At 62.5% G+C, this 24,517-nt stretch carries 20 protein-coding genes and 1 pseudogene; 10 read left to right on the top strand and 11 right to left on the bottom strand.

Annotation, left to right across the window (positions count from 1 at the left end):
* Window positions 1–18 precede the first annotated feature (18 nt).
* On the bottom strand, window positions 19–1,167 hold the full coding sequence (locus N2A41_RS32185; protein WP_170281469.1) for an ABC transporter ATP-binding protein: 1,149 nt from the start codon (window positions 1,165–1,167) through the stop codon (window positions 19–21).
* A gap of 46 nt (window positions 1,168–1,213) precedes the next feature.
* On the bottom strand, window positions 1,214–1,999 hold the full coding sequence (locus tag N2A41_RS32180; protein ID WP_260112146.1) for an SDR family NAD(P)-dependent oxidoreductase: 786 nt from the start codon (window positions 1,997–1,999) through the stop codon (window positions 1,214–1,216).
* 164 nt (window positions 2,000–2,163) lie between these two features.
* Here N2A41_RS32180 and N2A41_RS32175 point away from each other — a divergent pair, with 164 nt between their 5' ends.
* The 4 genes from N2A41_RS32175 to N2A41_RS32160 all read left to right on the top strand — a co-directional run bounded on the left by N2A41_RS32175 (window position 2,164) and on the right by N2A41_RS32160 (window position 7,011).
* Window positions 2,164–3,015 carry a DeoR/GlpR family DNA-binding transcription regulator gene (locus tag N2A41_RS32175; protein ID WP_260112145.1) on the top strand — a complete coding sequence of 284 codons (852 nt, stop codon included), beginning with the start codon at window positions 2,164–2,166 and terminating at the stop codon, window positions 3,013–3,015.
* A gap of 66 nt (window positions 3,016–3,081) precedes the next feature.
* Window positions 3,082–3,882: a BtpA/SgcQ family protein gene (locus N2A41_RS32170; RefSeq protein WP_222385011.1), complete on the top strand. Its 801-nt coding sequence runs from the start codon at window positions 3,082–3,084 to the stop codon at window positions 3,880–3,882.
* 15 nt (window positions 3,883–3,897) lie between these two features.
* Window positions 3,898–5,379 (top strand): FGGY-family carbohydrate kinase, encoded by a 1,482-nt coding sequence (locus N2A41_RS32165; RefSeq protein ID WP_260112144.1) that lies wholly within the window; start codon window positions 3,898–3,900, stop codon window positions 5,377–5,379.
* 72 nt (window positions 5,380–5,451) lie between these two features.
* Complete coding sequence (locus tag N2A41_RS32160) at window positions 5,452–7,011, top strand: gamma-glutamyltransferase family protein (protein WP_260112181.1); 1,560 nt, start codon at window positions 5,452–5,454, stop codon at window positions 7,009–7,011.
* Between the two features lie 91 nt (window positions 7,012–7,102).
* On the opposite strand, the gene N2A41_RS32155 is transcribed toward N2A41_RS32160, so the two are convergent.
* Window positions 7,103–9,064, bottom strand: a complete 1,962-nt coding sequence (locus N2A41_RS32155; protein WP_260112143.1) for an elongation factor G — start codon at window positions 9,062–9,064, stop codon at window positions 7,103–7,105.
* 163 nt (window positions 9,065–9,227) lie between these two features.
* Here N2A41_RS32155 and N2A41_RS32150 point away from each other — a divergent pair, with 163 nt between their 5' ends.
* Window positions 9,228–10,295 (top strand): cyclic nucleotide-gated ion channel, encoded by a 1,068-nt coding sequence (locus N2A41_RS32150; protein ID WP_260112142.1) that lies wholly within the window; start codon window positions 9,228–9,230, stop codon window positions 10,293–10,295.
* Window positions 10,296–10,972: 677 nt separating this feature from the next.
* Complete coding sequence (locus N2A41_RS32145) at window positions 10,973–11,497, top strand: hypothetical protein (RefSeq protein ID WP_222385006.1); 525 nt, start codon at window positions 10,973–10,975, stop codon at window positions 11,495–11,497.
* Window positions 11,498–11,750: 253 nt separating this feature from the next.
* Here the strand turns inward: N2A41_RS32145 and N2A41_RS32140 are convergent, their stop codons facing one another.
* Window positions 11,751–11,876 carry a hypothetical protein gene (locus N2A41_RS32140; protein ID WP_260112141.1) on the bottom strand — a complete coding sequence of 42 codons (126 nt, stop codon included), beginning with the start codon at window positions 11,874–11,876 and terminating at the stop codon, window positions 11,751–11,753.
* A 16-nt stretch (window positions 11,877–11,892) separates the two neighbouring features.
* Here N2A41_RS32140 and N2A41_RS33520 point away from each other — a divergent pair.
* Window positions 11,893–12,132, top strand: a pseudogene (locus N2A41_RS33520) (IS66 family transposase); the annotation flags it as partial.
* Between the two features lie 342 nt (window positions 12,133–12,474).
* Here the strand turns inward: N2A41_RS33520 and lpdA are convergent.
* From lpdA to N2A41_RS32100, 7 genes are all read right to left on the bottom strand, one after another.
* A complete protein-coding gene (gene lpdA, locus N2A41_RS32130; protein ID WP_260112139.1) occupies window positions 12,475–13,872 on the bottom strand; it encodes a dihydrolipoyl dehydrogenase in 1,398 nt (465 codons plus the stop codon).
* A 5-nt stretch (window positions 13,873–13,877) separates the two neighbouring features.
* On the bottom strand, window positions 13,878–15,107 hold the full coding sequence (locus N2A41_RS32125) for a dihydrolipoamide acetyltransferase family protein (RefSeq protein WP_260112138.1): 1,230 nt from the start codon (window positions 15,105–15,107) through the stop codon (window positions 13,878–13,880).
* A 3-nt stretch (window positions 15,108–15,110) separates the two neighbouring features.
* Window positions 15,111–16,124 (bottom strand): alpha-ketoacid dehydrogenase subunit beta, encoded by a 1,014-nt coding sequence (locus N2A41_RS32120; RefSeq protein WP_260112137.1) that lies wholly within the window; start codon window positions 16,122–16,124, stop codon window positions 15,111–15,113.
* Between the two features lies 1 nt (window position 16,125).
* Window positions 16,126–17,358 carry a 3-methyl-2-oxobutanoate dehydrogenase (2-methylpropanoyl-transferring) subunit alpha gene (locus tag N2A41_RS32115; protein ID WP_260112136.1) on the bottom strand — a complete coding sequence of 411 codons (1,233 nt, stop codon included), beginning with the start codon at window positions 17,356–17,358 and terminating at the stop codon, window positions 16,126–16,128.
* Between the two features lie 64 nt (window positions 17,359–17,422).
* Entirely contained in the window at window positions 17,423–18,550 is a 1,128-nt protein-coding gene (locus N2A41_RS32110) for an acyl-CoA dehydrogenase family protein (protein ID WP_260112135.1), read from the bottom strand.
* Window positions 18,547–19,755 carry an acetyl-CoA C-acyltransferase gene (locus tag N2A41_RS32105; protein ID WP_260112134.1) on the bottom strand — a complete coding sequence of 403 codons (1,209 nt, stop codon included), beginning with the start codon at window positions 19,753–19,755 and terminating at the stop codon, window positions 18,547–18,549. Before N2A41_RS32105 ends, N2A41_RS32110 begins: the two co-directional genes overlap by 4 nt.
* Window positions 19,756–19,778: 23 nt before the next feature.
* Complete coding sequence (locus N2A41_RS32100; RefSeq protein ID WP_260112133.1) at window positions 19,779–20,546, bottom strand: 3-hydroxyacyl-CoA dehydrogenase; 768 nt, start codon at window positions 20,544–20,546, stop codon at window positions 19,779–19,781.
* A gap of 82 nt (window positions 20,547–20,628) precedes the next feature.
* On the opposite strand from N2A41_RS32100, the gene N2A41_RS32095 reads away from it, so the two are divergent.
* The 3 genes from N2A41_RS32095 to N2A41_RS32085 are packed head-to-tail and all read left to right on the top strand — an operon-like array spanning window position 20,629 to window position 24,510.
* Window positions 20,629–21,714 carry an AraC family transcriptional regulator gene (locus N2A41_RS32095; protein WP_260112132.1) on the top strand — a complete coding sequence of 362 codons (1,086 nt, stop codon included), beginning with the start codon at window positions 20,629–20,631 and terminating at the stop codon, window positions 21,712–21,714.
* Window positions 21,715–21,757: 43 nt separating this feature from the next.
* Window positions 21,758–22,903 (top strand): isovaleryl-CoA dehydrogenase, encoded by a 1,146-nt coding sequence (locus tag N2A41_RS32090; RefSeq protein WP_260112131.1) that lies wholly within the window; start codon window positions 21,758–21,760, stop codon window positions 22,901–22,903.
* Window positions 22,900–24,510 (top strand): carboxyl transferase domain-containing protein, encoded by a 1,611-nt coding sequence (locus N2A41_RS32085; RefSeq protein WP_260112130.1) that lies wholly within the window; start codon window positions 22,900–22,902, stop codon window positions 24,508–24,510. Before N2A41_RS32090 ends, N2A41_RS32085 begins: the two co-directional genes overlap by 4 nt.
* Window positions 24,511–24,517: the final 7 nt, after the last annotated feature.

The raw sequence follows: 24,517 nt of genomic DNA, 5'->3' as shown, positions 1-24,517 counted from the left end.
TGTAAAGAGACGATGCGCTCAAGCGCGGATCGCTGCTTCGGTGGCGGCATCGAAGACGTGAACGCGGGCGGGGTCGGCGGCAAGCGACAGGCGCTCGCCGATCTTGACGCGGCGGGTGCCGTCAATGATGAGGCGCAGGCGCGGGGCAGATAGCGTCACGTCGTCCTCTTCGGCCGAAAGCGACTTCAGCCGGTCGGCGGCCTCAACATCGACATGAACGAGCAGGTTGGCGCCGAGATCCTCGACGAAGGCAACGGTTCCAGTGAGACCGCCCGCGTCGACCGGTTGGAATGCTTCCGGTCGGATGCCGAGCACAACGGCACGCCCGGCGGCGGAGGCGATGCGCGGCCGCTCGGCGAGCACCTCGCCCGAAAAAACGATGGATACCTGGCCGAAGCGAGCCTCGGGGCCGTTCTCCGTCGCGAAGAGATCAGTCGCTAGCAGGTTCATCGCCGGCGAGCCCATGAAGCTCGCGACGAACAGATTGGCCGGCTGATCATAGAGGCTGCGCGGCGTGCCGAGTTGCTGCAGGACGCCGCTTTTCATGACGGCGACGCGATCGCCCATGGTCATGGCTTCGACCTGGTCGTGGGTGACATAGACCGTGGTGATGCCCGACATCTTCTGCATGCGGGCGATTTCGGCGCGCATCTGGCCGCGCAGGCGAGCATCGAGATTGGAAAGCGGCTCGTCCATCAGGAAGGCCTGAGGGCTGCGGGCGAGCGCCCGGCCCATGGCGACGCGCTGGCGCTGGCCGCCGGAGAGTTGGGCGGGCTTGCGGGCGAGATAGTCCTCGAGCTCCAGGAGCTTTGCCGTCTCCTGCACCTTGCTGGCGATGTCGGCCTTGTCGAGGCCGCGGACGCGAAGGCCGAAGCCGATATTCTCGGCCACCGTCAGATGCGGGTAAAGCGCGTAGGACTGGAAGACCATGGCGATATCGCGATCGCGCGGGGCAAGATCGTTGACGACGGCGCCGTTGATCGTCAGGCGGCCGTCGGTGATCTCCTCGAGGCCGGCGATCATACGCAGCGCCGTCGATTTGCCGCAGCCGGAGGGACCGACAAGCACCAGGAATTCGCCGTCGCGGATGGTCATGTTCAGGTTGCGGATCGCCGCATAGCCATCGCCGTAGCTCTTGCTGATCTGGTCGAAGACGATTTCAGCCATGCTCTTTCCTTGCCGAACGGGGGACCTGCCGTGGAACCTGGATGGGTCAGGTCGTGTAGACGCCGCCGGTGACGTTGACGCCCTGCCCGGTCATGAAGCGCGCCGAATTCGAGCAGAGGAAAACGACGACATCGGCCACGTCGTCAGCCGTTTCTAGCCGGCCGAGCGGCGTCTGGGCGATATAATCCGCAACGACGCGTTCGGGCGTGACGCCGCGCAGGCTCGCTTCCCAGGCGATCTCGCGTTCCTGCATGCCGGTCTTGACGAAACCGGGGCAGACGGCGTTGACGCGAATGCCTGAAGCCGCGAGCTCGCGGGCGAGCGCCTGCGTCCAGCCGAGCACGGCAAACTTGCTGGCGGAATAATGAGCCAGCAACGGGGCGCCGATCTTTGCGGCAAGCGAGGCAGTGTTGACGATGACGCCGGTCCCGGTGCTCGTGAAACGGCGAGCAGCAATCTGGTTGGTCAGGAAGATGCCGCGAATGTTGACGTCGAAATTATAGTCCCACTCCTCGTCGGTCAGTTCCAGCGCATGCTGCATCGTGGAGACACCAGCATTGGCGCAGAGGATCTCGTAACCGCCTGTCCTCTCGATCACCTCGGAAAAGGTCGCCTCGACGGAGGCACGCTTGCGAACGTCGATCGCATAGGCAGTGGCGCCGTTGCCGATCTCGGCCGCCGTCTGTTCGGCGGCCGCCAGGTTGATGTCGCAGATCGCCACCTGGATCGACTGGCGGGAGAGCGCGGTCGCGATCGCGCGCCCTATCCCAGTCGCTCCGCCGGTGACGATCGCACGCTTGCCGGATAGTTCTGGAAAGCTCGGAGATTGCATGCTCGCCCTCATCGACTGGAAACATCACCGATCATATAACAACAAAATCATACACAACAAGCAAAATTTATGTTTGAATTTGTTCGAGTCATTCGATACATAGGGAGCAACAATCAGACAATCGTAGCCACGAGTTGCGACGGCGGGAGGATGAGAACGATATCATGGACGCGGAACAGCAGATGGTCGCCGCAGCGGAAAAACCGAAGGTTCTGGCCCAGGTGCGGCATGCGCGCATCCTGGAGACACTGGCCCGCAAAGGCGCGGTCTCGGTCAGCGATGTCGCCTCCCAGCTTGCCGTTTCCGAAATGACCGTCCGCCGCGACCTGATCGAACTCGAAAAGGACGGCAGGCTAGTGCGCACCCATGGCGGCGCGGTGCGCAGCGGCAAGGCCTTCGAGCCAATCGCCAGCGAAACGGTCGATCGCGAGGAGCCGACCTTCGAATCCCGGCTGACGCGCAATGCCGCCGCGAAGCGGACGATCGCGATGGCGGCGGCAGGCGTTGCTGCCGGCGCGCGAACCCTGGCGCTCGACGTTGGCACCACCACCTATCTGCTGTCCGGCCTGCTGCTCAACCAGCCGCATACGAAGATCTTCACCAACAGCGTACGCAATGCCATGCAGCTCGGCACTGGCTTCGGCGAAGTCTATCTACCCGGCGGGCGCATGCGCGGCGAGGAAATGGCGATCAGCAGCCAGTCCGCCGTTTCGCAATTCGAGGAACTCTGGTTCGATATCGCCTTCGTCGGCGTGTCCGGGATTACGGCGCAGGGAATCTACGACTATTCCTTCGAAGACACCGACATGAAACGGGTTTATCTGCACCGCGCGACGCAGACGGTGGTGCTTTGCGATTCCACCAAGTTCAAGCGTATGTCGCTGGTGCACATCGCGCCGCTGCAGCAATTCGACATGCTGATCACCGATGCCATGCCGCCGGCCGATCTTGCCGATGCGCTCGCCGCCGCTGGCGTCGAGGTGCGCATCGCGCCCGAGGAGCAGCCGCTGCTTTGATTTGCCTTTCCCGCATCCGTCCCCAGCGGGTGCCCGTCCACTCGATTCCGCTTCAGGAGTTCTCACATGGTCTTCGATTTTTTCGGCGTCAAGAAGAAGGCGGTCATCGCCATGGCGCATATCGGAGCCCTGCCCGGCTCGCCCGCCTATGACGCCGCCGGCGGTGTGAACAAGCTCGTCGACGACGTGCTTTCCGACATCGACAAGCTGCAGGCGGGTGGTGTCGACGCCATCATGTTCGGCAACGAGAATGACCGGCCTTACGTCTTCCAGGCGCCGCCGGAAGGGCTGGCGGCGATGACCGCGATCGTCGAGCGGGTGAAACCGCAACTGACCGTGCCGTTCGGCGTCAACTATCTCTGGGATCCCTCGGCAAGCGTTGCGATCGGTGCGGTGACGGGCGCGAGCTTCGTTCGCGAGATCTTCACCGGCGTCTTTGCATCAGACATGGGCATCTGGCAGCCGGATTGCGCCAAGGCGGCACGGCTGCGACACAGCCTCGGCCGCGACGACATGAAGATGCTCTTCAACATCAACGCGGAATTTGCCCATTCGCTGGACCAGCGACCGATTGAACTCAGGGCGAAGAGTGCCGTGTTCTCATCGCTTGCCGATGCCATCCTGGTGTCGGGACCACTGACCGGACAGGCCGTCGATCAATCGGACCTCAGGCGCGTTTGCGAGACGGTCAAGGATGTCCCTGTCTTTGCCAATACCGGCGTCAACAAGGACAATGTGCGCGACATATTGAGCGTTGCCAGCGGCGTCATCATCGGCACGCATTTCAAGGTGGACGGCAATACCTGGAACCCGGTCGACGGCGACCGGGTCAAGCGCTTCATGGAGATCGTCGATGCGCTGCGCTAGGTGAAGGGACCCGCCATGTCCATCACGCTCGGCCTCGATATCGGCACCACCTCCACCATCGGCATCTTGATCGAGCTGCCGAACCGCGTGCTCGGCCTCACCTCACGACCGTCAACGCTTCATTCGCCGCAGCATGGCTGGGCCGAGGAAGACCCGGCGGAATGGTGGTCGAATGTCTGCGAGATCACTAGGGAACTTCTTGCAACGACCGGGATCGAGGCCGGGAAAACCTCGGCTGTCGGCGTGACCGGCATGCTGCCGGCGGTCGTGCTGCTTGATGACGCCGGCTACGTGCTGAGGCCGAGCATCCAGCAGAGCGACGGGCGCTGCGGTGAGCAGGTCGAGGAACTTAGGGCCGAATGGAATGAAGCGGATTTTCTCGCCAAGGCGGGAAACGGCATCAACCAGCAACTGGTGACGGCGAAGCTGCGCTGGATCGCCCGGCATGAGCCTATTGTTTTCGAGCGCATTGCCACCGTCATGGGGTCCTATGATTTCATCAACTGGAAACTGACCGGCGAAAAGGCGATCGAACAGAATTGGGCGCTGGAAGCGGGTTTCGTCGATATAAACACCGGCAAGCTCGACGACGAACTGATCGGGCTTGCCAGAGTCCGGCGGGACGCCATTCCCAGGAAGGCCGCTTCGCATGAGGTGCTTGGCCATCTGACCGACGAGGCGGCGAAGGCCACGGGGCTCGCACCCGGAACGCCTGTTATCGGCGGGGCGGCCGACATGATCGCCTCGGCCTTCGGCGCGGGGATCAACAAGGCGGGCGACGTGTTGCTGAAATTCGGGGGCGCGGTCGATATCCTGACGGCGACGGACGTCGTGCGGCCCGACCCGCGCATGTTCCTCGATTATCACCTGGTTCCGGGGCTTTACATGCCGAACGGCTGCATGTCGACCGGCGGCTCGGGGCTCAACTGGTTCATCAGCACCTTCGCCGGGCGCGAGCAAATCGCGGCCAAGGCGGAGGGAATATCCGTGTACCGCTATCTCGATCGGCTGGCGGCGGCATGCGCGCCCGGCGCGGACGGGCTGACGATCCTGCCTTACTTCCTCGGCGAGAAGACGCCGATCCATGATGCCGGTGCGCGCGGCCTGATTGAGGGGTTGACGCTGTCGCATCATATAGGCCATCTCTGGCGGGCGATGCTGGAAGCCTACGCCTATGCGCTGCGCCATCATATCGACGTGCTGAACGACATCGGCCATCCGACAACGCGTTTCATCGTTTCCGACGGGGGGTCGCAGAGCCGGATCTGGATGCAGATCGTTTCCGACGTGCTGCAGCAGCCACTGCAGGGTCTGACCGGCCATCCCGGCTCCTGCCTCGGTGTCGCCTGGGTCGCGGCGATCGGTGCGGGGTTGACCGAGGATTGGTCCGGTGTGACGGCCTTTGTCGGCCAGGGTGAAAGGATCCTCCCCGATCCCGACAATGCAGCGGTTTATGATCGGGGTTATCGGACCTATCGTGGGCTTTACAGGCCATAGACCCAGCGAGATTTGAGCGTGACGACACCGGCAGAACGGGATTCCACGAGACAGGCAGTCGGGCGTGGCGGCATGATAACAAGCCCGCATGCGCTGGCGAGCGAGGCGGGTGCGGCGATCCTGCAAGCCGGCGGCAATGCGCTGGAAGCTGCGATCGCCATCGGCAGCACCATTGCCGTCGTCTACCCGCATTTCTGCGGGCTTGGCGGCGATTCCGTCTGGATCGTTGCCGATCGCAGCGGGCGGAAAACATGTTTTCTCGGCATCGGCCAGGCGGCGCGGGAACTGCCGGATTTCGACGGCAGCATTCCGCTGCGCGGACCGCTTTCGGCGCTGACCTCGGCCTGCGCCGTCGATGCGTGGCGGCACGCGCATGACTATTCCGCGCGGCACTGGGGCGGAAAGATCGATTTCCCCATGTTGCTTGCCGATGCGATCCGTCATGCCGAAGCGGGATTTCCTGTTACGCGCTCGCAGAGTTTCTGGCTTGGCTTCCGGCAGGCGGAGGCAGCCGGCTGGCCGAATTTTTGCGCACTTTTCATGCCGGATGGCGCGGCGCCCGAAACTGGCAGCCTGTTCCGGCAGGAGAATTTGGCGCTGTCGCTTTCGCTGATTGCCCGTGACGGCCCGCGTTCATTCTACGAGGGCGAACTCGGCACGAGGATTGCGGCGGGCCTGCAGACCGCGGGCTCTCCGCTGACCAGCGACGATCTTAAGGCAACCCGAACGCGCGAAATGGCACCCGTCAGTCTCTCGTATCGCGATTTCGAGCTGCTTGCGCCGCCGCCGCCGACACAGGGTCTGTCGACACTGGCGATCATGGGCATTCTCGCCCATTTCGATCTTGCCGCGCATACGGCCGGCAGCGCCGATCATCTCCATTTCTGCGTCGAAGCCGTCAAACGCGCCTTCCTCGACCGCAGCGGCATTGCCGATCCCGATGTCGTGCCGCAGCTGGTGGAGGAATGGCTGAGCGCGCAGCATCTTGCGCAGGCGGCAGCCTCCATTGATCCGGCACGCGCGCTCGAATGGCCGGCGCCCTTTCACAGCGGCGACACCGTGTTCTTTGCCGCAACCGACGCAGAGGGCGGCAGCGCCAGCGTCTTGCAAAGCACCTATTTCGACTGGGGCAGCGGCATCGTGGTCGGCGATACGGGTATTCTCTGGCAGAACCGCGGGGCCGCCTTTTCGTCCGATCCTAAGCATGTCAATGGCATCGCACCCGGCAAACGGCCTTTCTATACTCTGAATCCCGGCCTCGGCCTGCGCAACGGCAAGCCCGCCCTGCTCTACGGCACACAAGGCGCCGACGGCCAGCCGCAGACGCTGGCAATGCTGCTGACCCGGCTGATCGACTTCGATGAGGAACCGGCAGCCGCGCTGGCGGGTCCGCGCTTTCTTCTCGGCAGGACCTTTTCCGACAGCCGTGACAGCCTGAAGCTGGAAAGCGATGCCGGCGAAGCGGTGTTTGCCGAACTGGCCGCACGAGGCCACGCACTGTCACCGATCGAGGCGCAGAGCCCGCTTGCAGGTCAGGCAGGTGTGATCGTTATCGACGAGGACGGCATGGCGACCGGCGCACATGATCCACGTGGCGACGGATTGGCGATCGGGATCTCTTCCCGAGCATGAGTTATGGGGTTATGCGTCCGCGAGACGCGCTCAAACGTAAGGGCGGGCGTGAGCCCGGCTCTGTGAACGAGCATGAAGTGGCGAGAACGTTTCAGTGTGCGACGCTTGGTTCCTCGTGTGCCCTCACGATGGCGTCCGCTTCCTTGCCATATAGCTCCTCGAAGTGATCGAAGGCCTTGGAAAAGTAACCAATGCCCTGCGTCGCCGAGCGCAGCGCCCGCGCCAGATCGTCGAGTGCGCCGCCCGGAATAAGTGCGCGGAAGATGTCCCATCCCTTAGCGGTTTCATCCCGGTCGAAGCCGAGAACCTGACCCTTGAGAGCGGAGACGATCTGGACGAGGCTGCCGGAATAGATCGACGGAATGTGAATTTCGCTGCGGAAGACCGGTTGCATTAAAACGGCCGACCCTTCGGAAAGCGCCTGTCGCACTCCCATTTTCGACGCAGTCCTGAAGGCGTGTTCCGAACTGTCGACGGCATGGTATTGACCATCGAACAGCGTTACGCCGACATCGATGACCTGGAAGCCGAGCGGGCCTTTCTCCATCGCTTCGCGCGCGCCTGCTTCGACGGCGGGGATGTAGTTGCGCGGAACGACGCCACCCTTGACGGTTTCGCTGAAGGTGAAGCCGCGGCCGCGCTCGTTGGGGCGAATGCTCAGCTTGACATCCGCGAATTGCCCGGCACCGCCGGTCTGTTTGCGATGCCGGTAGTGAACCTCGGACGGCTTCGCGATTGTCTCCCGGTAGATTGGGCTGGGCATTCGATCGGTGACCTCGATGTGGAAGACGTCGGACAGGGTTCGGCAGAGATCGCGCAGATGTACCGGGCCCTGGGCGCGGATGAGCTGGGCGCCCGTGCCTTCCTCCTGCAAAACGACAAGACCGCGATCCGTCTCGGAAAGTTTCGCCAGCGTTTCGGAGAGCTTGTTTTCATCGCGTTCGCTGCCTGGGACCAGGATCCTTTCAAGCATCGGCGTAGGTGGCTCGGTCCATTCGGGCGAGGCGACCGGCGCGTGTGATGTCAACAGCGACGGGACGGGCAAGTGGTCGGACTTGACTGTTGCGAAGACATCCCCCGGTGCAGGCACGATCGCCGAGCTGGACCGTCCGTTTGCGGGATCCTGCACGGCGCCGAGGCTGGAGCCGCCCAGTAATGCGCCTTGCCGCAGTCCGTCACCAAACGCACGCACCAGCACCGTCTTGCCGATATTCTGACGATGATAGGCATGGAAGCCCACAGCGGTCAGCTTGTTTTCATCGACATTGCCCGCACGAGCCAGGCGCTGTCGAAGAACCCCTACCTGCGGCGCCTCGTGGCGCAGCGCCTTCATCAGCCTCATCATGCCGTTGCCGTGACTTGCGGCACCGATCAGGATCGGAATAATTCTGTTTTCCCTGAGAACCCGCGATGAAATGGCATAGAGCGCGTCGCTGGGCGGCTCGCGGTCCTCGATCAGTTCCTCGAGAAGCCAGTCATCGAATTCGGACAAGTGTTCCAGGAGCTCGCTGCGCGCTTCGTGCTCGCGCTCGGCGGTGCTTTCGGGGATTGCGATCAGCGCCGAAATCTGGCCTTCCCGGTAGCGCCACGCCCGTTCCGAAATCAGATCGCAACTGCCAATGACCCTATCCCCCTCGCGGATCGGGATCTGGCGAAGCAGAAGGGTCTGGTTGGTGTAGTCTTGAAGCGCGGCGATCACATCCCTCAGCCGCCCTCTCGGTTCGTCCATCCGGTTGACGAAGAGGATGCACGGCGTCCCCGAGGCTTCGACGATCCGCAGATAGGGCGCGGCGAGCACAGCCTCCTCGGGTGCCGATGAAACGCACAGTATGCAGGCGTCACTGGCAAGAAGCGCGTGCTGTGCATGCACCAACGCTTCGTTGGGTCCTGGCGCATCCAGCGCACACCACGCCTCGTTTCCAAAGGTGAATTCTGTGAGATTCAATCCATAAGGGGACCTGGATTTTCTCGGCGCTCCCTCCAGGGAGCCGAGCTTTTCCACCACTGTTGATTTTCCGGTCTGCGAAGGTCCAAGCACGGTAAAGCAGCGCATCGGCATTCCTCCAACTGCCATAAACACGATATTCAACCATCATAGGATGCCCTGAACCGCTGCAAGGCGCCAGACACATTGCATCAGTCCCCCCCCGTTCCGTTGCGTATGGCCGCCCGAAGGTATCTATTGTCGACGAATGCCGGGCAGTTGGGAGTATGTAATGTCGGCAGTGCCTTTCTCAAAGATTTCAACGCCGCTCAACGCGCTGTTCGCTACAATCGGTCTCTTGGTCGTCGCCGCACTCACGACGCAGGGCCTTACTGGACAGGAAAGGCTTGTCTTTGAGCTGCTACTTGCGGCAATTTGGCTTGCCTATGTCCTCCAATTGAGCGGCACATTGCTTTCACGGCGACACCGCTTGTCGGGCGGGATCCCGGCCCTCGTGATCGATTTGCTCGCGGTTCTGGTTCCGGCTGCTGCATTCTTGTTCGTTGGGTCCCGCGATCGAAACCTCTATTGCGCCATTTGGCTTCTCAAGCCGTTGCGCGACTCGACCTTCTTCAGGCTGCTGGCAAAGGTGGTCGCGAATGAATCGCGCAATCTGCTTGGCGTGACATCGGTGTTCGGCATCGTTCTTTTTGGCGCGGCGTTGGCCGGTTATCTCATCGAGCGAGACGTCCAGCCCGATAGGTTCGGCAGCATTCCGCAGGCGATGTGGTGGGCGGTCGTAACGCTGTCGACGACCGGCTACGGTGACGAGATCCCGCAGAGCTTTGCAGGTCGAGTTCTGGCCGGATTGGTGATGATGAGCGGGATCGGTATTTTTGCACTTTGGGCCGGCATCCTCGCCACCGGCTTTTACGAAGAGGTTCGCCGCCAAGACTTCGTTCGCAACTGGCAACTGGTCGCTGCGGTACCCTTGTTTCAGAAGCTTGGTTCCGCTGCACTGATCGACATCGTTCGGGCGTTGCGACCGCGCATTGTCCCCGGAGGTGCCGTGATCTGCCGCAAGGGCGATGTTGGCGATCAGATGTTCTTCATTGTCGAGGGGCAGGTCACCGTGGCTATACCCGATCATCCAGTGGAACTCGGTGCCGGAAACTTCTTTGGCGAGATGGCGCTGATCAGTGGCGAACCTCGCTCAGCGACAGTCAGCGCAGCAACCGAGGTATCGCTGCTGTCGCTCTACGCCGTGGATTTCCAGATGTTGTCGAACAGTAGTCCGGAGATCGCGGAGACCATCCGCAAGACGGCGCTGGAGCGGCGGAGCGGGCCGCCGAAGGAATAATCCAAGCCTGATGGCTGCGGCATTGCCGCAGCCGGTGGGGGTTACGTGACCTGCCACGGGTAATTTCCTCCGGAATGGATTAGGGTCCGAGGCAGAAACGGCCAGCGCCACCATGACCACGCCGAGCATGATGCCAGCTCCAAGACCGAACGGCATCATGTCCGAAACGCCCGGCGCGATACTCGTATGTTACCGTTACATACTTGCGCTTTTACAATGCCCGGTCAGGATCGCGGTTGAAGGCAACTCCCGTGTCTCCTGGTTGGATAGGGCGGGAAGTGCTGCCGAGGGGGATTTCGATAACTCATCGAATAATACAAGAATACGGCAAATGTTGACGAAGCGAGATCTACTTCGCTCCGGCCAAGGGACGCGGCAGCCGCCCGGTATCATCGCGGCCCCGAATTAGCGTTTTGCCCCGACCCCCTGAGGTGGATGGTCGGCATCAACTTTCGGCGTTCGGGCAAGAGTACCGGTTCAAACAACGGGGTCACACTACAGACGATGGCGGACGATGTGGCGGGAATGATCCAAACTCTCAAAGTCGAACCGGCCAACATGATTGGAACGACTCGGTAACCATGGCGCACTCCCATGCGGTCAGCCTCCGCATAACGCGTCGGTGGCACGAAAAATCCACAAAACAATTCAACCCAGCACACCAGAGGAGAGTATCAATGCCAAATTTCATGAGACTCATCGCGGCAACGTCTGTAGCACTTTCGTCTGCCATGGCAGCCTACGCACAAGACCAAAGTCCCCTTCCCAAGGCTAGCGATGTGCTTGTCCGATACGGAGACGACGTCGAGGGCTGGACGGTCTATGCAAATCGAACCCGCGGAGATTGCTTGATCGTGCGCTCAGATGGCCCAAATTCGGTGCAAATGGGCGTTACCGCAAATCAGGAGGTCGGATATCTTGGCGTGTTTACGAAAGCGGATATCGGCCTTCAGAACGGGAACCAATCGCAAATCTTTGTCTCCATCGCCGGCCATCTTTATAGTGGTGTGGCCACTAGCACGAGCGGCGAACTCAAGGGGGGATATTCCGGCGGCTACATCCTGACAGACGACCCGAATTTCAAGCGCGACGTGGCGAAGCAATATGAAATGATCGTGTTTCCGGAAACCAAGGGGACCTTCGTCGTCGATCTGAAGGGGACTTACAAGGCGATGGCAATGGGCCGCAAGTGCCTCTCCTAGTGACCCACTCGCTCTGACCACTCATTTGCCTTTCATGGGGAGCATGAGGATCTGTAGGGCGGGATGGGACGGAGTATGTCGTCGTCATTGAATTTTGGCAGAGCCGGCGGGCGTGAAGAGGGCAAAACGGAAGGCAGCAAAGAGCAGTGCAAAATTGTGCGCTAAAGTCGAACGGATCGTGAACCCTCGTCACACACCTCTGAACACGCAGTAATGCTTGGAAGGTTCTATAAGGGACGCTCCATCAGGTTCATCATTTTCCGTTCATGAACATCATCGCGACGGAAACGAAGCCGTTTCGCTCATCCTCGTAGCCGGCGGCGATCATCTTCATGCGAAAGCCGATCATGTCCGCCCCTGCCTTGCCGTTGACTTCCATTTGATACAGGCTACCTCCTGCGTTTCGACGACGGTTCAAACGGATCTTCACCCTGCGCACCGGTTATGAGGCACTCGACAAGCTGCTTGAGCGGCTGTATCGAAGGAAGAACGAGTTGCTGAAGGTCCTGGAGCATCCCGGCATCCCGCTTCACACCAACGCATCGGAGAATGACCTACAAACGTTTGTCACGAAGCGGAAGATCTCTGGTGGCACAATGAGCCGCGATGGCCATGTTGCGCGCAATGTTATCCTCGACGAGACGGCATTGGAATTGAGGAGGGGCAATGTGAGCGGGTTTAGCTTTCAATATCCATCCGTTGATTGTGGTTTGGCGCCAGTGGTGTAAATTAGCGAGCAGCGTTAAGTTTTTATCACGTCGTTTCGAAGCCGGTCTGCGGATCGTTGCACGCCCATGATGAAATCGTCCCTCTGTCATATGCCCCTTCAGAGCCTGACCGAAAGAGAACTGAACGAAACCAGCCGGTCTGTCGCTTGCGGGGAACGAAGATCGCCAAGAAGTTCGACGATCATGGTGCGACGATTTCCCCGCTCAACTTCTTAGAAGATTGTCACCTCTTTCATACTGGGCTTCAACTCAGATATGCAGCGCGCTTCCCAAAGCTTTCAGCGCCGCCTCCATGACCGCTTCGCTGCGGGTCGGGTGCGCGTGGATGGTGCCGGCGATATCTTCGAGACGTGCCCCCATCTCGATCGCCAGCGCAAAAGCCGCCGAAAGCTCGGAGACCCCGGCTCCCACCGCCTGCAGGCCGAGCACGAGATTGGTATCGGCGCGGGCCACGACGCGCACGAAACCTTCTTCGGACAGCATCGTCATCGCCCGTCCGTTGGCGCTGAACGGAAACTGGCCGGTGCGAATTTCATAACCCTGCGCCTTCGCCTCTGCCGGCGACAGGCCGGCGCTGACGATCTCCGGGTCGGTGAAGCAGATGGCGGGAATGCATCGCTTGTCCCAGGCCCGCTTCTTGCCCGCGATGATTTCCGCCACCATCTCGCCTTGGGCCATGGCCCGATGGGCAAGCATCGGCTCGCCGGTCACATCGCCGATCGCATAGATGCCGCGCATCGAGGTGCGGCAACGGTCGTCGATCCTCAGATAAGGGCCGACACGATCGAGATCGAGTTCTTCGAGGCCGGATCCTGCGGTTCTTGGACGACGGCCGACAGTGACGAGGATGCGGTCGGCCGGCAGGGTCTGCTGCCGGCCATCAGCCGTTTCGACGATCAGAGCCTGGCCATTGTCGGCAAGGCCGATCGCCTTGGCACCCGTCAATACCCGGATACCGGCTTCGGTCAGCTTGCGCATGACGGGCCGCACCAGATCGGCATCGTATTGCGGCAGCACCTGTGCCGTCGCCTCGACGACCGTCACATCAGACCCCATCTTGGCAAAGGCGGTCCCGAGTTCCAGCCCGATATAACCGCCGCCGACAACGACGAGTTTTTTCGGCAGCTCCGTCAGCGACAGCGCCTCTGTCGAGGAAATGACACGGCCGCCGAAAGGCAAGTTTGCAAACTCCACCGGATCCGAACCGGTGGCGATCACCACCGTCTCGGCGCGGATGATCTGCTGGCCGGTTTCCGTCTCCACCTCCACCGTCTTGCCGTCGCGGAAATGGGCTCGGCCATGGACGATCTTGACCCGCGCCTTCTGCAGCAGCCCGGAAACACCGCTCGTCAACCGGCCGACGATCCCGTCCTTCCAGGCAATCGTCCTTATGAGATCGATCGAGGCGCCTTCGACGCGGATGCCCATCGGGTTCTTGCCGGCAAGCATCTTTTGCGTCGCTTCGAATTCCTCGGCCGCATGGATCAGCGCCTTGGAGGGAATGCAGCCGACCGTCAGGCAGGTGCCACCCGGCTTGCCGGCCTCGACGATGACGGTATCGATGCCGAGCTGTCCGGCGCGGATGGCGCAGACATAACCGCCCGGACCGGCGCCGATGACGAGGAGCTTGCAGACGATCTCTTTCATGGACCTCAGCCTTCGATAAAAATGAGCGCCGGCGTTTCGAGGAGCGTGCGGATGCGCTGCACGAAGTTTGCGGCATCCCAGCCGTCGATGATGCGATGATCGAAGCTGGAGGAGAGGTTCATCATCTTGCGCGGCACGAACTGCGTGCCGTCCCAGACCGGTCGTGTGGCGATCTTGTTGACGCCGATGATCGCCACCTCAGGATGATTGATGATGGGTGTCGAGACGATGCCGCCGAGCGCGCCCAGCGAACTGATGGTGATGGTGGAGCCGGAAAGCTCGTCGCGTGTTGCAGTACCCGAGCGCGCCGCTTCCGCCAGCCGGTTCATTTCGGCGGCGCAATCCCAGATGCCACGGGCTTCGGCATGCCGCGCCACCGGCACGGTCAGACCGGCACGCGTCTGCGTGGCGATGCCGATATGCACGGCACTATAGCGCGTTATGATGCCGGCATCGTCGTCGAAAGTGGCATTGACGTCAGGCTGCTCGGAAATGGCCTTTACCAGCGCCCGCATCAGGAAGGGCAGAACCGTCAGCTTCGGGTGGTCAGGCCTGCGATCGCCGTTCATGGTGGCGCGCAACTCTTCGAGCGCGGACATATCGACTTCCTCCACATAGGTGATGTGGGGAATACGCGAAGTGGAGAGCACCATCTTCTCGGCGATGCGGCGGCGCAGGCCGGTCAGCTTGATCTCTTCGGTCGCCGTCTTCCTGGCAAAGCCGTTCTTTGCCGTTGCAGGCGCGGTCCCTTGGCTTAGGAATTGCTCGATATCCTCGCGCAGGATGCGCCCGGCCGGTCCTGTCGCCTGCACTTGCCTGAGATCGACACCGCTTTCCCTGGCGAAGAGCCGCACCGAGGGAGCGGCAAGCGGCTTTTCCGCCGGCGCCAGCGCAGGAGTTGGCGCTGCCGGAGCAGGTTTTGCCATCTCGGCCTTGGGCGTTTCGGCAATCGGCGTCTGCGAAATCCCTACGGGCTGCACCTCGCCGACATCTCCCGCCGTCTCAATCCGCACCAGCGGAGCCTTCACCGCGATACGGTCTCCGACCTCGCCGGCAAGCCAGATGACGGTGCCATTGACGGGAGACGGAATTTCCACCGTGGCCTTATCGGTCATGACAGCGGCGATCACCATGTCCTCGCGGACGGGATCTCCCGTCTTCACATGCCACTCCACGAGCTCGGCCTCGGCGACCCCTTCCCCGACATCGGGCATCTTGATAATGAATTCGCCCACGGCTCAGGCCTCCATGACTTCGGCAAGCGCCCGCCCGACACGGCCGGGACCGGGGAAATAGTCCCACTCCTGCGCATGCGGATAGGGCGTGTCCCAGCCGGCAACGCGCACCACCGGCGCCTCGAGATGATAGAAGCAATGTTCCTGCACCAGCGCCACCACCTCGGCGCCGAAGCCGGATGTCAGGGTTGCCTCATGCACGACCACGCAGCGTCCCGTCTTCGAGACCGATTTGACGATCGTATCGAGATCGAGCGGCAGCAGGCTTCTCAAATCGATCACCTCGGCATCGATGCCCGCATCTTCGGCCGCAGCAAGCGCCACATGTACCATCGTGCCATAGGCAACGACCGTCACCGCCGATCCCGCGCGCCGCACTTCGGCCTTGCCGATCGGGATGGTGTAATAGCCATCGGGCACCTCTCCGAGGTCGTGTTTAGACCAGGGCGTCACCGGCCGCTCGTGATGGCCGTCGAAGGGGCCGTTATAGAGGCGCTTCGGCTCCAGGAACATGACCGGATCAGGATCCTCGATCGCCGCGATCAGCAAGCCTTTGGCGTCATAGGGATTGGACGGCACAATCACTTTCAGCCCGCAGACATGGGTAAAAAGCGCTTCCGGGCTCTGGCTGTGGGTCTGGCCGCCGAAGATGCCGCCACCCGTGGGCATACGCACGACGATCGGGCAGGTGAAATCGCCGTTGGAACGGTAGCGGATGCGCGCCGCCTCCTGCGTCAACTGGTCATAGGCGGGATACATGTAATCGGCAAACTGGATTTCGACACAGGGCTTCAGCCCATAAGCCGCCATGCCGATTGCCGTGCCGACGATGCCGGACTCGCTAATTGGCGTATCGAAGCAACGCGTGCTGCCATATTTTGCCTGCAGGCCCTGGGTGCAGCGGAAAACGCCACCGAAATAGCCGACATCCTCGCCGAAGACAACGACATTGTCGTCCTTCGCCATCGAGACATCCATGGCGCTGCGCACGGCCTCGATCATCGTCATCCTGGCCATGTCAGTACCCTGCCTTCTGCCGCTGGCGACGAATATGCGCCGGCATTTCGGCATAGACGCCCTCGAAAATGTCGCGCACCGAAGGCCTGCCGCCGGCATGCAGCGTCCCATGCGCCTCGGCCTGGCGCTGGGCTTCGATCACCTCATCCATGATTTCGGCTTCAGCCTGCACATGCCGCTCCTCCGACCAGGCGCCCTTGACGATCAGATGTTTCTTCAGCCGCAGCAAGGGATCGCCGAGCGGCCAGGCCTCCGATTCCGTCTTGGGCCGATAGGCGCTCGGATCGTCGGAGGTCGAATGCGCGCCGACGCGATAGGTGACATGTTCGATCAGCGTCGGGCCGAGATTGCGCCGGGCGCGTTCGGCCGCCCAGCGGGCGACGGCATGGACGGCGAGATAATCGTTCCCGTCGACCCGCAGCGCCGGAATGCCGAAGCCGAGGCCGCGGGCGGCAAAGGTGCCGGAGCCGCCGCGGGCAATTCCCTGAAAGGTGGAGATCGCCCACTGATTGTTGACGATGTTGAGGATCACAGGCGCCTTGTAGGTCGAGGCGAAGACAAGCGCCGAATGGAAGTCCGACTCCGCCGTCGACCCATCGCCGATCCAGGCAGCGGCGATGCGGCTGTCGTTCTTGATCGCCGAGGCCATTGCCCATCCGACGGCCTGCACATATTGGGTGGCGAGATTGCCCGAGATGGTGAAGAAGCCGTGTTCCTTTGAAGAATACATGATCGGCAGCTGCCGGCCGTGCAGCGGATCACTCTCGTTCGAATAGATCTGGTTCATCATCTCGACCATCGGGTAGTCGTCGGCGATCAAGAGGCCCGCCTGACGATAGGTCGGGAAATTCATATCGCCCGTCTCGAGCGCCTTGCGGAAAGCGCAACTGACGGCTTCTTCGCCGAGATGCTGCATATAGAAGGAGGTCTTGCCCTGCCGCTGCGCCATCAGCATGCGGGCGTCGAAGGCACGCAGCTTCATCATGTTGCGAAGTCCGGTCAGCAACGCCTGATCGGAGAGCGACCCGGCCCAGGGGCCGACCGCCTCGCCCTCGCGGTTCAAAACGCGGATGATGGAATAGGCGAGGTCACGAATATCTTCGGATGCGACATCGACCTCCGGCCGCGGCACCGATCCGGCCTTGGCAATCTTGACGTTGGAAAAATCGGGCTGACCGCCCGGGCGAACGGCGGGTTCGGGGACATGCAGGCTCAAACGAGCGGAATCCACCATGTTTTTTCTTTCCTCCCTTTGCCGGCCTTGCCCCTCTCCTCCGGAACAGGGCCGGATGTGGTGCTTAGAGATTGCGGGCGATCACCATGCGCTGCACGTCGCTCGTTCCTTCATAGATCTGGCAGATGCGCACATCGCGGTAGATGCGCTCGACCGGATAATCGGCCATGTAGCCATAACCGCCATGGATCTGGATCGCATCGGAGCAGACGCGCTCGGCCATCTCAGAGGCGAAGAGCTTCGCCATCGATGCTTCCGACAGGCAGGGCAGCCCCGCCTCCCGAAGAGACGCTGCGTGAAAGACGAGCTGCCGCGCCGCCTCGATCCGCACCGCCATATCGGCAAGGCGGAAGGCAACGGCCTGATGCTCGACGATCGGCTTGCCGAAGGCGATGCGCTCTCGGGCGTAGTCGAGCGCCGCCTCGAAGGCCGCCCGCGCCATGCCGACGGCCTGCGCCGCAATGCCGATCCGCCCGCCCTCGAGATTGGCGAGCGCGATGCGATAGCCCTCGCCTTCCGCACCGAGCCTCAGCTCGGCCGGGATGCGCATGCTGTTGAAGGCGATCTGGCAGGTGTCGGTGGAATGCAACCCGAGCTTTTCCTCGACCCGGATCACCTCGTAGCCCGGCGTATCCGTCGGCACGATAAAGGCGGTGATGCCCTTCTTGCCGACATCGGGATCGGTGACGGCAAAGACGATGATGATATTACCGTTCTTTCCCGAGGTGATGAATTGCTTGGAGCCGTCGAGCACGTAGTGATCACTGTTACGCCGCGCCCGGGTCTTCAGGTTGGAGGCATCGGAACCGGCCTGCGGCTCGGTCAGCGCAAAGCCGCCAATCCATTCGCCACTGGCCAGTTTCGGCAGGAAGCGCTGCCGCTGCTCCTCGGTACCGAATTTCAGGATCGGCACGCAGCCGACCGAACTATGCACGCTCATGATCGTCGAACACGGCCCGTCGCCGGCGGCAATCTCCTCGAGTGCCGCGGCATAGGCAATCACGCCCGTATCCGACCCGCCATAGGCCTCCGGCACCAGCATGCCGAGCAGCCCGAGCTCGCCCATTTCCTTCAATTCCTCGCGTGGGAAGAGATGCTCCCGGTCGCGTTTGGCGGCCCCCGGGGCCAGCCGGTCGCGGGCAAAGTCGCGGGCGAGATCTGAGATCTGCTGCTGAAGGTCGGAAAGGATCATCTGTTCCGCCCTCCCCGCTCGTGCCGCTCGATGGCGACAGCCGTCGCCTCGCCGCCGCCGATGCAGAGCGCGGCCATGCCGCGCTTCAAGTCGTATCGCTCCAGCGCCGCAAGCAGCGTCACCAGAATCCGGGCTCCCGATGCGCCGATCGGATGGCCGAGCGCGCAGGCGCCGCCATGCACGTTCACTTTTTCATGCGGGAGGTGGAGATCGCGCATCGCCGCCATGGCGACGACGGCGAAAGCCTCGTTGATTTCGAACAGATCGACCTCCGACAGCGGCAAGCCGGTGCGATCGGACAGCTTCTGCAGCGCGCCGATCGGCGCGGTGGCGAAAAGATTAGGTGCCTGCGAATGGGTAGCATGGCCGAGGATGGTGGCAAGCGGCTTCAGGCCGCGATGCTCCGCCTCGGAGCGGCGCATCAGCACCAGCGCTGCCGCGCCATCGGAAATCGAGCTGGAATTGGCGGCGGTCACCGTGCCGCCCTCGCGGAAGGCGGGCTTCAGCGTTGGGATCTTGTCGAGCTTCGCCTTTCCGGGCTGTTCGTCGCGGCTCGCCACCTGCTCGGCTTTACCGGATTTTATCGTGACCGGCGCGATTTCGCTGTCGAAACAGCCTTCGGCAATCGCCTTCTGCGCCCGCGTCAGCGAGGCGATGGCGTAACTATCCTGCGCCTCGCGTGTGAACTGATAGGCCTCGGCGCAATCCTCCGCGAAGCTGCCCATCAAGCGTCCCTTGTCATAAGCATCCTCCAGCCCGTCGAGGAACATGTGATCCACGACACGCCCATGGCCGAGCCTGTAGCCGCCACGGGCCTTGCCAAGGAGATAGGGCGCATTGGTCATGCTTTCCATGCCGCCCGCGACAGCCAGGGAGGAGCTGCCGGCGGCGATCAGGTCATGCGCTATCATCACCGCCTTCATGCCCGAGCCGCACATCTTGTTGACGGTGCTGGCCGCGGTCGCGAAAGGCAGGCCGGCATGGATCGCCGCCTGACGCGCCGGCGCCTGTCCCTGGCCGGCCGGCAGCACGCAGCCGAAGACGACCTCCTCGATCGCTTCGGCCGCAACGCCACTACGCTGCAGCGCCGCTCGGATCGCGGTTGCTCCGAGTTCCGGCGCAGTCGCATCCTTCAGCTCTCCCTGAAAGCTGCCGATCGGGGTGCGCGCCGCGCCGACGATAACGATGGGGTCTTGCAGAACCATTTTTCCTCCTCTGGGCAACGCGCTCAGCGCGCGCCCATCCGTAATGCGCCGTCGAGGCGGATGACCTCGCCGTTCAGCATGTTGTTTTCCAAGATATGGCGCACCAGCCCGGCAAATTCCGCAGGCCGGCCGAGCCGTGGTGGAAAGGGCACGCTCTTGCCGAGTGCTGCCTGAACCTCGGCTGGCATGTCAGCCATCATCGGTGTCTCGAAAATGCCCGGCGCGATCGACACGACCCGAATGCCGTGACGGGCAAGCTCGCGGGCGATCGGCAAGGTCATCGCCGCCACCCCGCCCTTGGAGGCGGCATAGGCTGCCTGACCGATCTGACCATCGAAGGCGGCAACCGAGGCCGTATTGATGATGACGCCGCGTTCGCCTTCCGCATCCGGCTCGGTCGTCTGGATCGCTGCGGCGGCCAGCCGGATCATGTTGAACGTGCCGATGAGATTGATGCCGACCGTGCGCGCAAAACTCTCCAGCCGGTGCGGTCCGTCGCGGCCGATCACCTTTTCGGCCGGCGCCACGCCCGCGCAATTGACCAATCCGCGCAGGCTGCCGAAGGCTTCGACGGCAGCGGCAACCACCGCGGCCCCCTCCTCGCCATCGGTCACATCGGCCTTGACGAAGCAGGCATCGCTTCCGAATTCCCGGGCGATTTCTTCGCCCGCTTGCATATTGAGATCGGCAATCGTCACACGCCCGCCAGCCTCCACAAGCGCGCGCACTGTTGCCGCACCCAAGCCGGAGCCGCCGCCGGTCACGATGAAACTTGCTCCACGGATCAGCATGAATGTCTTCCTCCCTGCCGACTGCGCCCCCTCCAGGCGCAACCGACGGATACGATTCTATTCGCTCCACCTATTGCAAGCGATGACAGAACTGCTTCATTATTTCGGCCAGTTTTGCCATAGCGAGGATAGAATGGCCGAGATCGAGCGACGCATGATCGCGCCAGCCTTCGTGGAAGAGGCACTCGACAGCCTGCGGCGGCTCGGCAAGCCGACGGCGCCGGTCCTTGCCCGGGTCGGCCTGGCGTCCCCGGTCGATCAGCCGGTTTCGGCAGAGACCTATGGCGCGCTCTGGCTGGCGATCGCCGCCAAGCTGGACGATGAATTCTTCGGCATGGGCGCACGGCCGATGCGCAGCGGCAGCTTCACGCTGCTCTGCCACTCTGTTCTGCATGCGCCGACACTGGGTCATGCGCTCCGCCGGGCGCTACGCTTCCTCGATGTTGTGCTCGACGATCCCCGGGGGCGGCTCGTCATCCGCGAAGGGCTGGCCGAGATCGAACTCAGCGACGCCGGCGGCCCACGTTCAGCCTTCGCCTACCGCACCTACTGGATCATCCTGCACGGCATCATCTGCTGGCTGGTCGGCCGGCGCATTCCGATCCGCCTCGTCGATTTCCGCTGCGCCGAGCCCAAACAAGGGGCCGACTACCGGCTCTTCTTCGGCGCCCCGGTGCGTTTCTCTCAAGCCATCAGCCGGCTCGGCTTCGACAGCGCCTTGCTCGACCTGCCGATCTCACGCAGTGAACAGGCCTTGAAGCAATTCTTGCGCGGCGCACCCGCCAATATTCTGGTGCGCTACCGCTATGATGCCGGCATCGCCGCCGCCGTCCGCCGCCGCCTGAGCCAGGCCACACCGGCTGCGTGGTCGAGCTTCGCCAAGCTTGCCGCCGATATGCGCATACCGCCCTCCACGCTCCGCCACCGCCTGCGCGACGAGGGACAAAGCTATGCCGCCATCAAGGACGACATCCGCCGCGACCTCGCCGTCGAACTGCTGCTGAACACACCCAAGACCATCGGTGAGATTGCCGTGCAGCTCGGCTATTCCGAGCCGAGCGCCTTCTTCCGGGCCTTCCGGAAATGGGCGGGCAAGAGCCCGGAGGGCTTTCGGCGGGAGGAAGCCCTCTCGCAATTGTATGAGCCATCGCATTCAAGAGCACTTTGAACCCGCCGCAACCCGCGCTACATATTTCAGCGGGAGGAGTGCCATGTTTGATTTTTCGCTCGGCGAAACCGCGGACGCGATCCGTGACACGACGGCGCGGTTTGCCGCCGATCATATTGCTCCGCTGGCTGCGGAGATCGACGAAAGCAACACGTTTCCGCGCCAGCTCTGGCCCGAGATGGGTGCACTCGGCCTGCATGGGATCACCGTCGAGGAAGAATTCGGCGGCGCCGGTCTTGGTTATCTCGATCATGTCGTCGCCATGGAAGAGGTTTCGCGCGCCTCGGCCTCCGTGGGGCTCAGTTACGGCGCCCATTCCAATCTCTGCGTCAACCAGATCCGCCGCTGGGCTTCGCCGGAGCAGAAGCGCCGCTATCTACCGAAGCTGATCTCTGGCGAACATGTCGGCTCCCTCGCCATGTCGGAAGCCGGCGCCGGTTCCGATGTCGTTTCCATGCGATTGCGCGCCGAGAAAAAGGGCGACCACTATATCCTGAACGGCACCAAGTTCTGGATCACCAATGCGCCGCATGCCGATGTGCTTGTTGTCTATGCCAAGACCGATCCAGCAGCCGGCCCGAAAGGCATTTCCGCCTTGATCATCGAAAAGGGCCTGCCCGGTTTCAGCGTCTCGAAAAAACTCTCCAAGCTCGGCATGCGCGGCAGCGATACGGCCGAACTGGTCTTTGAGGATTGCGCGGTGCCGGCGGAGGCGCTGATGGGCCGGGAGGGAGAAGGCGTGAAGATCCTGATGTCCGGTCTTGATTACGAGCGCGCCGTGCTTGCCGGCGGGCCGCTCGGCATCATGCAGGCCTGCCTCGATGTCGTGCTGCCCTATGTGCGCGATCGCAAGCAGTTCGGCAAGCCGATCGGCGATTTCCAGCTGATGCAGGCCAAGATCGCCGACATGTATGTCGCGCTGAATTCGGCGCGCGCCTATGTCTATGCCGTCGCCCGCGCCTGCGATGCCGGCCGCACTACACGCACCGATGCCGCCGCCGCGATCCTTTTTGCCAGCGAAAATGCCGTGAAGGTCTCGCTGGAGGCGATCCAGGCGCTCGGCGGCGCCGGCTATACCAAGGAATGGCCGGTCGAGCGCTTTTTGCGCGACGCCAAGCTTTACGATATCGGCGCCGGCACCAATGAGATCCGCCGCTACCTGATCGGCCGGGAGCTCATTGCGTCATGACGGTGATTTCGACTGCGATCGACCGCGACAGCGAGAGCTTCAAGGCCAATGCCGGCAAGAACAAGGCCCTCATCGACGAGCTCTATGAGCGCTCAGCAAAGGCGCGCGAGGGCGGATCGCAAACGGCGCGCGAGCGCCATACGAGCAAGGGCAAGCTGCTGCCGCGCGACCGCATCCAGCTTTTGCTCGATGCCGGCAGCCCGTTCCTGGAGATCGGCACGCTGGCCGCCAATGGCATGTATGATGACGAGGCGCCAGGCGCCGGCATCATTATCGGCATCGGCCGCGTTTCCGGCCGCGAAGTAATGATCGTCGCTAATGACGCCACGGTGAAGGGCGGCGCCTATTTCCCGATGACGGTGAAGAAACATCTGCGGGCGCAGGAGATCGCGCTGCAGAACCGCCTGCCTTGCATCTACCTCGTCGACAGCGGCGGCGCCAATCTTCCGCATCAGGCCGAGGTCTTTCCCGACCGCGATCATTTCGGCGCGATCTTCTACAACCAAGCGCAGATGTCGGCCGAGGGAATCCCACAGATCGCCTGCGTGATGGGAAGCTGCACCGCCGGCGGTGCCTACGTGCCCGCCATGTCCGACGAAACGGTCATCGTGCGCAATCAGGGCACGATCTTCCTCGCCGGCCCGCCTTTGGTGAAGGCCGCGACCGGCGAGATCATTTCGGCCGAAGAGCTCGGCGGCGCCGAAACCCATGGCCGCCGCTCTGGCGTCGTCGATCATGTCGCCGAAAACGACGAACATGCGCTGCTGCTCGTCCGTGATATCGCAAGCACTCTCAACAGCGTGAAGGCCATTGATATCGACCTCAAGCAGCCACGACCGCCGAAACTCGATCCCGAGGATCTCTGCGGCCTGATCCCGGAGAATGTTCGCTCGCCCTATGATGTGCGCGAGGTCATTGGCCGGATCGTCGATGGCTCGGAACTGCATGAGTTCAAGCCGCTCTACGGCGCCACGCTGATCTGCGGCTTCGCCCGCGTCTGGGGCATGCCCGTCGCCGTCATCGCCAATAACGGCGTGCTGTTTTCCGAAAGCGCACTGAAGGGCGCGCATTTCATCGAGCTAGCTTGCCAGCGCCGCATACCTTTGCTGTTTCTGCAGAATATCTCCGGCTTCATGGTCGGCGGCCGCTATGAGGCCGGCGGCATCGCCAAGGATGGGGCAAAGCTGGTGACGGCGGTTGCGACCGCGAGCGTGCCGAAGGTCACGGTCATCATCGGCGGCAGCTTCGGCGCCGGCAATTACGGCATGTGCGGCCGCGCCTATCGCCCGCGCTTCCTCTTCACCTGGCCGAACAGCCGCATCAGCGTGATGGGCGGCGAACAGGCGGCCTCAGTGCTCGCCACGATCCGTCGAGACTCCATGGAGGCGCGCGGTGAGAATTGGCCTGTTGAAGAGGAGGAAGCCTTCAAGGCGCCGATCCGCGCCGGCTACGAGGCGGAGGGCAATCCCTATTATGCCACGGCTCGCCTCTGGGACGACGGCATCATCGATCCGCGCCAGACGCGCGATGTGCTGGGCCTTGCCTTTTCCGCCTGCCTGAATGCGCCGATCCCGAAAGGCCCGCGCTTCGGCCTGTTCAGGATGTGAGGCGCCA

The sequence above is a fragment of the Rhizobium sp. SRDI969 genome (assembly GCF_025152725.1).
Lineage (GTDB): Bacteria > Pseudomonadota > Alphaproteobacteria > Rhizobiales > Rhizobiaceae > Rhizobium > Rhizobium leguminosarum_I.
Note: the sequence above shows the minus strand (reverse complement) of the source record. Positions and strands in the feature narration are given on the sequence as shown.